The 13,604-nt window shown below is 65.3% G+C and carries 17 protein-coding genes; 5 read left to right on the plus strand and 12 right to left on the minus strand.

Translation table 11 applies throughout. From position 1 onward, the window contains the following. Positions 1 to 140: 140 nt before the first annotated feature. The 4 genes from rpsP to aroE all read right to left on the minus strand — a co-directional run bounded on the left by rpsP (position 141) and on the right by aroE (position 3,701). Complete coding sequence (gene rpsP / locus IOC69_RS10015; protein WP_290543407.1) at positions 141 to 491, minus strand: 30S ribosomal protein S16; 351 nt, start codon at positions 489 to 491, stop codon at positions 141 to 143. Beyond that, positions 482 to 1,021, minus strand: a complete 540-nt coding sequence (locus IOC69_RS10020) for a GNAT family N-acetyltransferase (RefSeq protein ID WP_290543408.1) — start codon at positions 1,019 to 1,021, stop codon at positions 482 to 484. Before IOC69_RS10020 ends, rpsP begins: the two co-directional genes overlap by 10 nt. Next, positions 1,018 to 2,577, minus strand: a complete 1,560-nt coding sequence (gene ffh, locus IOC69_RS10025) for a signal recognition particle protein (RefSeq protein ID WP_290543409.1) — start codon at positions 2,575 to 2,577, stop codon at positions 1,018 to 1,020. The genes IOC69_RS10020 and ffh overlap by 4 nt, the downstream gene beginning before the upstream one ends. 272 nt (positions 2,578 to 2,849) lie before the next feature. Continuing rightward, entirely contained in the window at positions 2,850 to 3,701 is an 852-nt protein-coding gene (gene aroE / locus IOC69_RS10030) for a shikimate dehydrogenase (protein ID WP_290543410.1), read from the minus strand. A gap of 81 nt (positions 3,702 to 3,782) precedes the next feature. Here aroE and dapF point away from each other — a divergent pair, with 81 nt between their 5' ends. Genes dapF through IOC69_RS10050 form a run of 4 tightly spaced genes read left to right on the plus strand, consistent with a single transcriptional unit; the run spans position 3,783 to position 7,564 of the window. Next, positions 3,783 to 4,640, plus strand: a complete 858-nt coding sequence (gene dapF, locus IOC69_RS10035; protein WP_290543411.1) for a diaminopimelate epimerase — start codon at positions 3,783 to 3,785, stop codon at positions 4,638 to 4,640. 1 nt (position 4,641) lies between these two features. Next, positions 4,642 to 5,889 carry a tRNA (N(6)-L-threonylcarbamoyladenosine(37)-C(2))-methylthiotransferase MtaB gene (mtaB, locus tag IOC69_RS10040; RefSeq protein ID WP_290543412.1) on the plus strand — a complete coding sequence of 416 codons (1,248 nt, stop codon included), beginning with the start codon at positions 4,642 to 4,644 and terminating at the stop codon, positions 5,887 to 5,889. Continuing rightward, entirely contained in the window at positions 5,886 to 6,950 is a 1,065-nt protein-coding gene (gene ftsY / locus IOC69_RS10045) for a signal recognition particle-docking protein FtsY (protein ID WP_290543413.1), read from the plus strand. The genes mtaB and ftsY overlap by 4 nt, the downstream gene beginning before the upstream one ends. Then, the gene (locus tag IOC69_RS10050) at positions 6,947 to 7,564 is read left to right on the plus strand and encodes a septation protein A (protein WP_290543414.1); all 618 of its coding nucleotides are present in this window, start codon (positions 6,947 to 6,949) and stop codon (positions 7,562 to 7,564) included. Before ftsY ends, IOC69_RS10050 begins: the two co-directional genes overlap by 4 nt. Positions 7,565 to 7,615: 51 nt before the next feature. Here the strand turns inward: IOC69_RS10050 and IOC69_RS10055 are convergent, their stop codons facing one another. Further along, entirely contained in the window at positions 7,616 to 7,798 is a 183-nt protein-coding gene (locus IOC69_RS10055) for a zinc ribbon domain-containing protein (RefSeq protein ID WP_290543415.1), read from the minus strand. A gap of 239 nt (positions 7,799 to 8,037) precedes the next feature. On the opposite strand from IOC69_RS10055, the gene IOC69_RS10060 reads away from it, so the two are divergent. After that, entirely contained in the window at positions 8,038 to 8,538 is a 501-nt protein-coding gene (locus IOC69_RS10060; protein ID WP_290543416.1) for a MarR family winged helix-turn-helix transcriptional regulator, read from the plus strand. Between the two features lie 70 nt (positions 8,539 to 8,608). Here IOC69_RS10060 and IOC69_RS10065 read toward each other — a convergent pair whose 3' ends face one another. The 7 genes from IOC69_RS10065 to IOC69_RS10095 form a co-directional block, all read right to left on the minus strand. Next, entirely contained in the window at positions 8,609 to 9,196 is a 588-nt protein-coding gene (locus IOC69_RS10065; RefSeq protein WP_290543417.1) for a DsbE family thiol:disulfide interchange protein, read from the minus strand. Then, a complete protein-coding gene (gene ccmD, locus IOC69_RS10070) occupies positions 9,193 to 9,351 on the minus strand; it encodes a heme exporter protein CcmD (RefSeq protein WP_290543418.1) in 159 nt (52 codons plus the stop codon). Before ccmD ends, IOC69_RS10065 begins: the two co-directional genes overlap by 4 nt. Continuing rightward, positions 9,351 to 10,073 carry a heme ABC transporter permease gene (locus IOC69_RS10075; protein WP_290543419.1) on the minus strand — a complete coding sequence of 241 codons (723 nt, stop codon included), beginning with the start codon at positions 10,071 to 10,073 and terminating at the stop codon, positions 9,351 to 9,353. The genes ccmD and IOC69_RS10075 overlap by 1 nt, the downstream gene beginning before the upstream one ends. 26 nt (positions 10,074 to 10,099) lie before the next feature. Continuing rightward, positions 10,100 to 10,765, minus strand: a complete 666-nt coding sequence (gene ccmB, locus IOC69_RS10080) for a heme exporter protein CcmB (protein ID WP_290543420.1) — start codon at positions 10,763 to 10,765, stop codon at positions 10,100 to 10,102. After that, the gene (gene ccmA / locus IOC69_RS10085) at positions 10,762 to 11,361 is read right to left on the minus strand and encodes a heme ABC exporter ATP-binding protein CcmA (protein ID WP_290543421.1); all 600 of its coding nucleotides are present in this window, start codon (positions 11,359 to 11,361) and stop codon (positions 10,762 to 10,764) included. The genes ccmB and ccmA overlap by 4 nt, the downstream gene beginning before the upstream one ends. Before the next feature lie 70 nt (positions 11,362 to 11,431). Further along, positions 11,432 to 12,157: an acetoacetyl-CoA reductase gene (gene phbB, locus IOC69_RS10090; protein WP_290543422.1), complete on the minus strand. Its 726-nt coding sequence runs from the start codon at positions 12,155 to 12,157 to the stop codon at positions 11,432 to 11,434. 69 nt (positions 12,158 to 12,226) lie between these two features. Continuing rightward, positions 12,227 to 13,411 carry an acetyl-CoA C-acetyltransferase gene (locus IOC69_RS10095; RefSeq protein WP_290543423.1) on the minus strand — a complete coding sequence of 395 codons (1,185 nt, stop codon included), beginning with the start codon at positions 13,409 to 13,411 and terminating at the stop codon, positions 12,227 to 12,229. Positions 13,412 to 13,604: the final 193 nt, after the last annotated feature.

The following is a 13,604-nucleotide window of genomic DNA, read 5'->3' on the forward strand; positions in this document are numbered from 1 at the left end:
ACGAGGGCGATCCTACTCTAACTCGGCCCGTCAAACGGCCAGCAAAATCACGATCCGTCCCTCGCCGCTGGACGGGAGTTATAACTCCCGTCCAGCGGATCTCTTTTCGCACTTTCGAACGCAATTGTCATAAGACAAGCTTAGCCGTTGGCGGCAGCCGCCGCGGCGGCGGCGGCCTTCTCGCGCTCCTGGCGCTTCTTGCCGGGCTGGGCCTTCTGCGGGTTGTTGCGGGCGTCGCGCTTGGCGAGGCCTGCCTTGTCGAGGAAGCGCAGCACGCGGTCGGTCGCTTGCGCGCCCTTCTTCAGCCAGGCCGCGGCCTTCTCGGCGTCGAGCTTCACGCGGTTGGCGTCGTCCTTCTTCAGCATCGGGTTGAAGGCGCCGACCACGTCGATGAACTTGCCGTCGCGGGGCGCCGCCGCGTCGGCAATCACGATGTGGTAATAGGGGCGCTTCTTCGAGCCCGCACGCGCGAGCCTCATCTTCACTGCCATCTCATCTTCTCCTTGGAATGCAGTTGAAAGTCGTCATGGTTCAGGTGCCGGTAAATGGTGCAGGTTTCCCCGCGGTATTCGTAAGGCGCTTCCGGTCTTGCGCCCAATCTCTCGGCAACGGCGATTGATGCCGCATTGGAATTCGCAACGAGGCTGATCGCGGTCTTCCACCCCAGAACTTCATAAGCATGGAGAAGCGATCGCGCTGCAGCTTCCGTCGCATAGCCTCTGCCCTGGTGCGGGCGGAAGATTCCCCAGCCGATCTCCGGCTCGGGCCACTCCTTTGGAAAGTAAGGACCGCAGTACCCCACATTCTCGCCCGTGGTTTTCAGTTCGAGCGACCAAAAACCGAACCCAAGCAGGTTCCAGTGGCCGGCACAGAATGCCATGGCCCGCCATGCGTCACCGCGTGACAGCACGCCGATATGGCGGCAGGCCTCGGGGTCCGCCCGGAAGGCCGCATAGGCCTCAAAGTCCGACTCGCGCCACGCGCGCAGCAGCAGCCGGGAGGATTCGATGGTGGGGATCACTTCTTCTTCCCCAGCCCCGGCAATCCCCTGAAGGGCGATCCGCCGCCCAGACCCGGCAATCCGCCGAGGCCGGGGAGCTTGCCGCCGCCCAAGCCCGGGAGACCCGGCATGGAGGGCAGCGAGCCGCCCTTCATCATGTCCTTCAAATCCTCCGGCAGCGCATTGGGGTCCAGCCCCGCAAGTTCTGCCTGCATCTTCTCGAGTTCGGCGGCATCGGGCGCGCCCTTGCCCATCATCTTGCCAAACAGGCCCTTGCCCTGGCCCATCTGCTTCATCATGGAAGCCATCTGGATGTGCATCTTGAGGAGCCGGTTGATTTCCTCGACTTTGGTGCCCGAACCCGCCGCCACGCGCTTCTTGCGCCTGGCGTCCATCACCTTGGGGTTCCTGCGCTCGTAAGTCGTCATCGAGCCGATGATCGCCATCTGCCGCTTCAGCACCTTGTTGTCGAGGTCGAGGCCTTCCATCTGTTTCTTGACCTTGCCCATGCCGGGCAGCATGTTCATGACGCCGCCCATGCCGCCGAGCTTCTGCAGCTGCTTCAGCTGGTCGGCCAGGTCGTCGAGATCGAAAGCGCCCTTCTTCATGCGCTCGGCGATCTTCTGGGCCTTTGCCTGGTCGATGTTGAGAGCCGCCTTCTCGACGAGGGACACGACGTCGCCCATGCCGAGGATGCGGCCGGCGATGCGCTCGGGGTGGAAGTCCTCAAGGCCATCGAGCTTTTCGCCCGTGCCCATCAGCTTGATGGGCTTGCCCGTCACCTGGCGCATGGAGAGGGCCGCACCGCCGCGGCCATCGCCGTCGATCCTGGTCAGCACAATGCCGGAAATGCCGATCTTCTCATCGAAGCTGCGCGCGAGGTTCACGGCATCCTGGCCGGTGAGGGCATCGGCCACGAGCAGCGTTTCGTTGGGCTTCACAATGTCACGGACGCTTGCGGCCTCGGCGAGCAGTTCCCCGTCGATGGCAAGGCGGCCCGCGGTGTCGAGCATCACCACGTCATAGCCGCCCTTGCGGGCTTCCGACATGGCGCGCCTCGCAATTTCGATGGGCTGCTGGCCGGGGACGATGGCAAGCGTGTCGACCTTCACCTGGCGGCCGAGAATGGCGAGCTGTTCCTGTGCGGCGGGCCTTCGCGTGTCGAGCGAGGCCATCAGCACGCGGCGCTTGTCGCGCTCCGTCAGGCGCCTGGCGATCTTCGCGGTGGTCGTGGTCTTGCCCGAGCCCTGCAGGCCCACCATGAGGATGGCGACGGGCGGCGAGGCGCGGAGATTGAGGGCGGAGGCTTCGCCGCCGCCCAGCGTCTCGACCATTGCATCATGGACGATCTTGACCACCATCTGGCCGGGCTTGACCGATTTGACGATCTCGGCGCCGACAGCCTTCTCGCGCACCTTGTCGGTGAAGGTCTTGACCACCTCAAGCGCCACGTCGGCTTCGAGCAGCGCCCGGCGCACTTCGCGCAGCGACTCCTCGACATCGGCCTCGGACAGGGCGCCGCGCCCGGTGATCTTGTCCAGAATGCCCGACAGTCGGTCGCTTAAGGTGTCAAACATGTTCCATTCCCCTCGGCGCAAACGGATGATGCACCCGGGAGCGAATCTCGCTGCCGGATGTTGGCCGCCTCACCCCCCGGGAATGTCAGACCCCATGTGTGAAACCGCCTGAAGACGTTCAAGCCGCCGTGTGATGGCGCGGACATAGGGGAAACGGGGCAAGGAGTCAAATTTCCAGGGGGGGGTGAGGCACCGGCGGCGGGCTGGATGCGGCCCCCTCTTTCCGCCATCCAGGCTTTCGCCGGGGTGACGGCGCTGGATGGTGAAGCCGCCTAAGAGGCGAAAATTGCCTCCAGTTCCTTCCGCATCGCCGCCGGGTCGGCGTCGATGCCGGTCCAGTACTTCACCCCGATCACCCCTTGGTTGATCAGCATGCCCAGACCGTCGATCACCGTGCAGCCTTGCGCCTTGGCGTCGCGCAGGAAGCGGGTGTCCGGCGGGTCGACGATGACGTCCGCCACCACCATGCCGGGCCTGAAGGTGGAAAGGTCAACGTCGAGCGGCTGGTCGCCATTGCCCAGGCCGATGGAGGTGGCGTTGACCACGATGCCGGTGCCGTCGGGCACCCGGCAGGTGGCCGGCCAAACCACCAGCTCGGTGGGAGTTTTCGTTTTTTCGTTCAATAGTTTGACGAGTGGCTCAGCGCGCGTGGCGGAGCGGTTGACAATGGTGAGGGAGCGGGCGCCGGCGAGCGCCAGCTCGACGCCGATGGCGCGCGCCGCACCGCCTGCCCCGAACATGACGATGGACTTGCCCCTCGGGTCCACCACCTCCATCAGCGATTTGAGGAAGCCCTTGCCGTCGGTGTTCTCGCCGATGAGTTTGCCCTCCCGGTTCACGGCGCAGTTGACGGCCCCCATGATGGCCGCGCTCTCGCCCAGCCCGTCGAGGTGCTGGATGACCGCCACCTTGTGCGGGATCGACAGGTTGAAGCCGCGCCAGCCCATGGCGCGCGCCCCCTTCACGGCATCCGCCAGCTTGTCCGGCGGCACCTCGCAGTTGATGTAGCGCCAGTTGAGGCCGTGGTGGCGGAAGGCCGCCTCGATCATGGCCACGGTGGGGTTGCCGTTCGAGCCCTCCGAAAAGGAGCCCACCAGTTCGCTCGTGAAATCCCGTTTCGCCATTCTTGCCTCCGCAATTCTGCCGCAAGCTACCACCTATCGGCGGTCTAGCAATCCGCAAGGCTTTTCCCATATAAGGCCCCCATGCCAGAAGCCTCGCCCCTCCATTTCCGCAAGATGAACGGGCTCGGAAACGACTTTGTCGTTTTCGACGCGCGCCAGCATGCGATTGCCATGGACGAGAAGAAGGCCCGCGCCATCGCCGACCGCATAACCGGCATCGGTTGCGACCAGTTGATCGTGCTCGAGCCTTCCGGGAAGGCCGACGTCACCATGCGCATCTGGAACAATGAGGGCTTCGAGGTCGAAGCTTGTGGCAATGCCACGCGCTGCATCGCCGATATTCTGTTCGACGAGAAGAAGTCCACCCGCGCCACCATCGACACGAAGGGCGGCTTCCTCATCGCCGAGAAGGGCGGCGAGCGCCTCGTCACGGTCGACATGGGCGCACCCCGCTTCGACTGGCAGGACATTCCCCTGTCGGAGAAGTTCCACGACACGCGCTACATCGATCTTCACGTCGGCCCGGTTGACGCGCCGCTCATCGACCGGCCCTCGGTGGTGAACGTCGGCAACCCGCACTGCATTTTCTGGGTCAGGGACCTCGACGTCGTCGACCTTGCCAAGGTCGGGCCGATGCTGGAACACCACCCGCTGTTTCCAAAGCGCGCCAACATCACGCTGGCCCGCATCGATGACCGCGCCCACGCCGTCATCAAGGTGTGGGAGCGCGGCGTCGGCCTCACCAAGGCCTGCGGCACCGCGGCCTGCGCGGTGATGGCGGCGGGCCATCGTCTGAAGCGCCTCGACCCGAAGGCCACCATCACGCTGCCGGGCGGCGACCTGTCCATGGCGATCCGCGGGCGCGACGGGCACGTGATCATGACCGGCCCGGTGGCTTATGAATTCGAAGGCGATCTTCCGCGGCATCTGGCGGTGTGAGATGAGCGAGACCGAATTCGTCACCTTCGGCTGCCGCCTCAACACCTATGAGACCGAGGTGATGCGGAACCATGCCGCGGCCGCGGGCAAATCCAACGCCATCGTGTTCAACACCTGTGCGGTGACGGCGGAGGCGGCCCGCCAGGCGCGCCAGGCAATCCGCAAGGCCAAGGCCGGGAATCCGCAAGCCGAGATCATCGTCACGGGCTGCGCCGCACAGACCGATCCGGACATGTTCGCCAGGATGCCCGAAGTCTCCCGCGTGCTGGGCAACGAGGAGAAGCTCAAGGCGGCAAGCTGGCGGCATGGGGCGAATGCGCGGGTCTCCGTGTCCGGCATCATGGACGTCAAGACCGCGACGCCGCACCTCATCGACGGCCTGAAGGAGCGCACCCGCGCCTTCGTGCAGGTGCAGAACGGCTGCGACCACCGATGCACCTTCTGCATCATCCCGTTCGGCCGCGGCAACTCGCGCTCGCTGCAGGCGGGCGATGTGGTGGAGCAAGTGCGCCGCCTCGCCGCGTCAGGCTATTGCGAAGTGGTGCTGACGGGTGTGGACCTCACCTCATGGGGGGCGGACCTCGAGGGTGCCCCGAAACTCGGACATCTCGCGAACCGCATTCTGAAGACCGTGCCGGAGCTGAGGCGCCTGCGGCTCTCCTCCATCGACATGATCGAGGCCGACCCGGAGCTGATGGACGTGATCGCGGGCGAGGAACGGGTGATGCCGCACATCCACCTCTCGCTGCAGTCGGGCGACAACATGATCCTGAAGCGCATGAAGCGCCGCCACGCGCGCGAGGACTCGACCGGTTTCTGCGCGGCGCTCCGCGCGCGGCGCCCCGGCATCGTCTTCGGGGCCGACATCATCGCGGGCTTCCCCACCGAGACGGAGGATATGTTCGGGAACTCGCTCCGCATCATCGATGACTGCGGCCTCACCTATCTGCACGTCTTCCCCTTCTCTCCGCGCCCCGGCACGCCAGCCGCGCGCATGCCGCAGCTCGAGAAGCGCATCATCAAGGAACGCGCGGCGCTTCTGCGCCAGAAGGGCGAGCAGCGGCTCGACCGGTTCCTCGCCTCCGAGATCGGCGCGATCCGCCAGGTTCTCGTCGAAACCGAAGCCATGGGCCGCACCGAGCATTTCGCGCCGGTGAAATTTGCCAGCCGCATGGCGCCCGGCGCCATCGTCACCGCCCAGGTCACCGGGCGCGGCCGAACCCATCTCGAGGCCAGGCCCGCCGCATGAGTTTTTTCCGGAAGCTGTTCAACCGTTCCGCGCCGCAACAGGAGCAGGCGCCGCCCCTTGCCGGGGACACCGTTTCAGAGATTGCGGCTGAGACCACGCCCGTTGCGGAAGAGCCGCCCGCAGCCGGACCCGAACGCCGCGGCGGCTGGTTCTCGCGCCTCTCGGAAGGCCTGTCCAAGTCCTCGCGCTCGATCTCCGGGTCCATCGCCTCGATCTTCACCAAGAAGAAGCTCGACAAGGCGATGCTGCAGGATTTGGAGGACGTGCTGCTGCAGGCCGACCTTGGGCTGCCCATGGCGGAGCGCATCGTCAGGCAAGTGTCGTCCGGCCGCTATGACAAGGAAATCGACCCGGAGGAGGTGAGGCGAGTCCTCGCCTCCGAGCTGGCCAAGGTTTTGAAGCCGGTCGAAGCGCCCTTCAGCTTCAGTGCGGCGCAGAAGCCCTTCATCATTCTCGTCGTCGGCGTCAATGGCGCGGGCAAGACCACGACCATCGGCAAGCTTGGGTCGATTGCCAGGCGCGAGGGCCACAAGGTGATGTTCGCCGCCTGCGACACGTTCCGCGCCGCGGCCATTGAGCAGCTCAATGTTTGGGGCTCCCGCATCGGCGCCAGGGTCATGTCGCGCCCCGCCGGGGCGGATGCCTCGGGGCTTGCCTTCGACGCCATCGCCGAGGCAAAGGCTGACGGCGCCGACATCCTGTTCATCGACACGGCGGGCCGCCTGCAGAACAAGCAATATCTGATGGACGAGCTCGACAAGATCGTGCGTGTCATCAAGAAGCAGGACGGGTCAGCCCCCCATGCTGTGCTTCTCGTGCTTGATGCCACGACGGGCCAGAACGCCATGGCCCAGGCTGAAATCTTCACCAGGGTGGCGGGCGTCACCGGGCTGATCATGACCAAGCTGGACGGCACGGCGCGGGGCGGCATCCTCGCCGCCATCGCGGAAAAATTCAGAATCCCCGTCCATGCGGTCGGCGTGGGCGAAAAGATCGAAGATCTGCAACCCTTCGACGCCGAGGGCTTCGCCAAGGCGATCGCCGGACTGGAGGAGAGATGAGCAGCTTCACATCCGCCCCGAAGCTGGGGCAGGGCACCAAGCTCTTGATCGAGATGGGCCCGCTCGTCTGTTTCTTCATCGCCAACTGGAAGGCCGGCATTTTCTGGGGCACGGGCATTTTCATGCTGGCCACCGCCATCGCGCTGACAGCGTCCTGGGTGCTCACCCGCAAGCTCGCCATGGTGCCGCTGGTCTCCGCCCTCTTCGTCGCCCTTTTCGGCGCCCTCACTTTGTGGCTGCACAGCGAGCTCTTCATCAAGGTGAAGGTGACGCTCATCAACGCGCTGTTCGGAGCCGTCCTGCTGGGCGGGGTGGCCTTCGGGCGGAGTTACCTGAAGCTGATCATGGGCGAGGCGGTGAAGCTCCCGGAAGCCGCCTGGCGGACGCTGTCGATCCGCTGGGGCCTGTTCTTTCTGTTCCTCGCCGCGCTGAACGAGGTGGTCTGGCGCAACCTCACCACCGACCAGTGGGTGAACTTCAAGGTCTTCGGCCTGCTGCCGATCACCCTGGTCTTCGCCATCGCCAATGCGCCCTTCATGACGAAGCACATGATCGAGGACGAGACGGCCCAACAGCCTTCGTCGTCTCCCGCTTCAGCGGGAGAGGACGGTTAGGCCGCTCTCGGCCTGGCGCATGTTCCGTTCAGGCGGAACCGCCTGATCGGATCATGCGCCGGATATAAATATATGCTTGAGCATGATCTTGCCCTCAGGCCGCACGATGCACCCTGTGACGGTCTTCCCTTTCACGTCATTGACGAAGCCGCGGGCAGCGCAAACGTCCCGTTCGCGGCTGTCGCCAGCGGGAATTTCACGGCGGAAACCGGGGTTCTGAGTCTGAATGGTCATCGCTTGTCAAGTGTTGAAATCTGTGTGCGGATCATCTTAACTCATTTTTGGGCAAAGGGCATTCACGGATTTTTTCACGCCGCTTTTTGCTTGCAGCGCAAAATCCCAGCCGCTATTTCTTCGCGGCTTCGCTTGGGGGGGCCACGCTGTTGAGCATCGGTCAGGCCAGAGATGGCGCAGAGTTTTTCGCGAAGCCGCAGGCAGTGACCTTGCAGCGCGCGGGGCAGGAGACGGGGCGCATGACAACAACCAGGGACGTGAGGCAGTTCTCGCGTTCGCCATCCCACCTGTTGAAACGGGCGGCGCAGTATTCCAACCTCATTTATATGGGCGAGGTCGGCAAGTCCGGACTCACGCACCGTCAGTTCACGGTGCTCTTGGCCGTCGACGCCAATGACGGCAAGAGCCAGACCGAGCTCGTGAAGCTCACCGGCATCGACCGTTCGACGCTGGCCGATCTCGTGGCCCGGCTGCTGGCGCAAGGCTACCTCCAGAGGAAGCGCACCAGGGACGATGGCCGCACCAACGCCATCCGCATCACCACGGTGGGCAAGAAGATGCTGAAGATGGCCCAGCCGGGCGCCGACGAGGTCGACAAGCAGCTGCTCTCCCTCATCCCGTCGCCGGACCGCAAGTCCTTCATCGACAATCTGGCCGTGCTGGCCGCCGAGATGGACCGCATCGAGGAAAAGGAACCGGCCAAGCCCGTCCGCAAGATCAAGACCCGCAAGCGGGCCTGATTTTCCAGAGCTCGTCCGCAAAAGTGGAACCGCTTTCGCGATAAGATCATGCTCAAGCTTTTCGCCAGGCTTACGAACCGTTCGCCGGCAGCGGCGTCCTGGCTTTTTCGATCTCGCGCGCCAATTCCCCGGCGATCGCCTCCGCGGTGAGCGGGCCGATGTGCTTGTAGCGGATCATGCCCTGGCCATCGATGATGAAGGTTTCGGGCACGCCATAGACGCCGAAGTCGATGGCGGTGCGGCCGTCGCGGTCCATGCCCACGGCGGCGAAGGGCTGGCCGAGGGTGGAGAGGAACTCCACCGCATTCCGCGGTTCATCCTTGTAGTTCATGCCGAAGAGCTGAATGTCCGGCCGCCTGGCGAGGTCCGTAAGCAGCGGATGCTCGATGCGGCAAGGGGCGCACCATGAGGCCCACACATTCACCACTGTCACTTTGCCCTTTCTGAGGTCCTCGCCGGCGAAGCCCGGCATGTTCAGGCCCGGCACTGCATTCAGCACGAAGTCCGGCGCCGGCTTGTCGATGAGGGCGGATGGGATCTGATTGGGCGTGCCTGACAGGCCCTTCCAGAACAGCGCGGCGAGACCCAGGAAGACGATGACCGGCAGCATCACCAGCCACAGGCGGGAGCGCTTCTCAGGGCCTTCGGGCGTGCTCATGAGCGGCCCCTCCCGCGATGGGCATCGAGCCGCTCCGCTTCAGCGCGGAGTTTCCGGTCACGCCTCAGCGTGGCGATGATGAGGCCTGCGAGGAAGACAAGGGACAGCGCATAGGAGGCGATGACGAAGCCCACGTGGCTGGCGGAGAAATCCATCAGCGCTCTCCGATCTCGGCAATCTGGATCTGGCGGATCTTGCGGGCGGCAATCTCGGCGCGCATTGCGGTGAGCTGGAGGCCGAGGAACAGGAAGCTGTAGGCAAGCCCCATGACGAGCAGCGGCCACAGCATCGGCCAGGCAATCGTCGGGCCGTCCATGCGGAAGACGCTGGCCGGCTGGTGCAGCGAGTTCCACCAGTCGACCGAGAACTTGACGATCGGGACGTTGATGAAGCCGACGAGGGCCACCACGCGCGCCACCATTGCCGCCCGGTGCGGCTCCTCGATCGCCGCCCAGACGGCCATGTAGCCGATATAGAGCAGCATGAGCACGAACATCGAGGTCAGCCGCGCGTCCCACACCCACCAGGCGCCCCACATGGGCTTGCCCCACAGCGAGCCGGTGGCGAGCGACAGGAAGCAGAACACCGCGCCGATGGGGGCGGCGGTCTTGGCGGCGACATCCGCCAGCGGGTGGCGGAAGATCGCCGCCACGGCGCTCGCCAGCGCCACGGCGGTGTAGACGAACAGCGCCATCCAGGCCGCCGGCACATGGACATACATGATGCGCGCCGTCTCGCCCTGCTGGTAGTCGGCTGGCGCGGTCACCAGCGCGCCATGGAGGCCTATGGCGAAGAGCGCCACGGTGATGACCCAGACAGTGGGCAGCACCGCATTGGCGATCTTCAGGAAACGGTTGGGATTGGCAAGGAACTGCATGATGCCGCTTATCTACTGGAGGCCGGTCACCTGAGATAGGACCTCAGTGCCGCAGCCGAGGCAAGGGGGGAGACGACGAGGCTGACCAGCGCAATGGCCGCGAGAATGAGAAGCGAGGCCGCGGCGAGGCCGGGCGCGGCATTGGGCTGGCTTGCGGAAAGCCCGAAGATCAGCACCGGCACGTAGAGCGGCAGCACCAGGATCGAGACGAGCAAGCCGCCGCGCCGCAACCCCACCGTGACGGCGGCGCCGATCGAGGCGATGAGCGAGAGGGCGATGGAGCCCGCCACCATCGCGACGGCGAGGGGAAGGATTGCCGCCGGCTCCAGGTTGACGAGGAAACCGAGGATGGGCGCGGCAATGGCCAGCGGCAGGCTGGTCGACAGCCAGTGCGCCACCGATTTGGCCAGCGCCACCATCTCGAAGGGCAAAGGCCCCATGGTCATGATGTCGAGCGAGCCATCCTCATAGTCCTGCTGGTAGATGCGGTCGGCGGAGAGCAGCACGGAAAGGAGCAGCGCGATCCACAAGGCGCCGGGTGCGATGCGGGCGAGCAGCGCCTGGTCCGGCCCGATGCCGATGGGCAGCAGCACCACCACGCAGAGGAAGAAACCGAGCGCGGCGCCCACACCGCCGCCCTGGCGAAGGGTGAGCGTCAGGTCGCGCCTGATGAGGGCAAGGATGAGGTTCATGCCGCCGCCCCGAGGTCGAGGCGCAGATCGGGCTCGCGGCCGAGCGGCGCATGGGTGGCGGCGATGATCATGCCGCCCGCGTCGAGCTGCCTCGCCATGACCCCGGCGAGCCGGGCGAGCGATGACGTGTCCAGCCCCACCGTCGGCTCATCGAGGAGCCACAGCACGCGCGGCACGAGTACGATGCGCGCCAGGGCAAGGCGGCGCTTCTGCCCGGCGGAGAGCAGGCCCGCCGGATAGGACGAGAGCCGCAACAGATCGAAGGCATCAAGCGCCTCGCCGACGTTGCCGCCGCCGAGAAAGTCGCGCCAGAAGGCGAGGTTCTCGAAAACGCTCAAGGCCCCCTTCACCGGCTCCTGATGCGCCACGTAATGGGCCTGCTGGCCGAGGCTCAAGTCTTCCGATCCGCCGTCAAGCGTAATGGAGCCGGCCTCGCTCTCGTTCAATCCGGCGATGAGGCGGAGCAGGGAGGACTTGCCGGAGCCGTTGGGCCCCGTCAGCTGCAACAGCTGGCCGGGCTTCAGGCAGAGCGACACCCCGCGGAAGACGATGCGCCCGCCGCGCTCGCAGGTCAGGTCCTGTCCCCGGAGTTCCATGGCCCTTGTTCCGAAATGAGGAAGCCCGCGTCAAGCGCGGGCTTCGGAGGCGCTCGATCGGGGGCCGTCATCACACCATGTACTGGCCGCCATTGGCGGAAATCGTCGAACCCGTGATGAAGCCCGCCTCGTCGGAGGCGAGGAACACCGCCGCGCGGGCGATTTCCTCCGGCTCGCCCAGGCGGCCAACGGGGATCAGCGGCAGGATGCGCTTGTCGAGCACGTCCTGGGCGATGGCCTTGACCATTTCGGTGGCGATATAGCCCGGGCAGATGGCGTTGACGGTGATGCCCCTGGCCGCGCCTTCCTGGGCCAGCGCCTTGACGAAGCCGATGTCGCCCGCCTTGGCGGCGGAATAATTGGCCTGGCCCATCTGGCCCTTCTGGCCGTTGATGGAGGAGATGCAGATGACGCGGCCGAAGCCCCGGTCACGCATGCCGCCCCACACCGGCTGGGTCATGTTGAACAGCGAGTTGAGGTTGGTGTTGATCACCTCGTTCCACTGCTGGGCGGTCATCTTGTGGAACATGGCGTCGCGCGTGATGCCGGCATTGTTGACCAGCACCTCGACCGGACCCAGATCGGCCTCGACCTGGCTCAGACCCGCCACACAGGCCTCGTGGTTCGAGACGTCCCACTTGTAGACGGGGATTCCCGTTTCGGCCTTGAACTTGGCGGCGGCCTCGTCATTGCCGGCATAATTGGCGGCCACCTTGTAGCCCGCCTCCTTCAGCGCCTTCGAAATCGCCGCTCCGATACCGCGGCTGCCGCCGGTCACCACTGCTACGCGTCCCATGTGCTTCTCCTGAATGATCGTTGTTCGCCTGTCCCCGCCCCGCAAGAGGCTGGGAAACGTCAGGTATTCTTAACGCTCCACGCACATGGCGATGCCCATGCCGCCGCCGATGCACAGCGTGGCGAGGCCCTTCCTGGCGTTGCGGCGGCCCATCTCGAAGAGCAGCGTGTTGAGCACGCGGGCGCCAGAGGCGCCCACCGGGTGGCCGATGGCGATGGCGCCGCCGTTCACGTTCACGATGTCGGCGTTCCAGCCCATGTCCTTGTTGACGGCGCAGGCCTGGGCCGCGAAGGCCTCGTTGGCCTCCACGAGGTCGAGGTCCTCGACCTTCCAGCCGGCCTTCCTGAGCGCCGCGCGCGAGGCCGGGATGGGACCTGTGCCCATGATCGCCGGATCGACGCCGACGGAGGCCCAGGAGGCGATGCGGGCGAGCGGCTTCAAGCCGCGGCGGCTGGCTTCCGCCTCGCTCATCAGCAGCACGACGGCCGCACCGTCATTGATGCCCGATGCATTGGCGGCGGTGACGGAGCCGTCCTTGGCAAAGGCCGGCTTCAGCTTCTGCACGCTTTCCAGCGTCACGCCCTTCTTGATGTATTCGTCCTGGTCCACCACCACGTCCCCCTTGCGGGTGGAGATGGTGACGGGCGCGATCTCGTCCTTGAACCTGGCCGCGGCCTGGGCGGCCTCCGCCTTGTTCTGGCTCTTCACCGCGAACTCGTCCTGCATGTCCCGCGTGATCTGCCACTGCCTCGCCACGTTCTCGGCGGTGGTGCCCATGTGGTAGCCGTTGAAGGCATCCCACAACCCGTCCTTGATCATGGTGTCGACCATGGAATAGTCGCCCATCTTCACGCCCTCGCGGAGATAGGCGGCGTGCGGCGCACGGCTCATCGATTCCTGGCCGCCGGCGGCGACGATCTTGGCGTCACCCGACGCGATCTGCTGCATGCCCAGCGCCACGGCGCGAAGGCCTGAGCCGCACAGCTGGTTCATGCCCCAGGCCGGGGTTTCCTTGGGGATGCCGGCATTGATCGAGGCCTGGCGGGCGGGGTTCTGGCCTTGAGCGGCCGTCAGGATCTGGCCGAGGATCACCTCATCCACTTCCGCTGCTTCCACCTTGGCGCGCTCCATGGCGGCCTTCAGGGCGACCGTGCCCAGAAAGCTCGCCGGCACGCTCGACAGCGACCCGTTGAAGGAACCAACCGGCGTGCGCGCGGCCGATACGATGACAATTCCAGTTCCAGTGCCGGCCATGAATGCCTCCTTGTTGATTTTGGCGTGCGTTATGCCTTCCATATCACCCTTTGTGCAATGCGACATAGGTCTTGAATGTGGCGCTGCCGAAAAATTTTTGCGCTTGCAATTGTGCAGTGCGGGGAGCAAGGATCTTGGCACAGAGAACCATGCAAAGAGCCGGTCAACGGCGGGCATTCCAGGTCTGTCAAGG

It is taken from the genome of Aestuariivirga sp. (genome assembly GCF_020252405.1).
Taxonomy (GTDB): domain Bacteria; phylum Pseudomonadota; class Alphaproteobacteria; order Rhizobiales; family Aestuariivirgaceae; genus Aestuariivirga.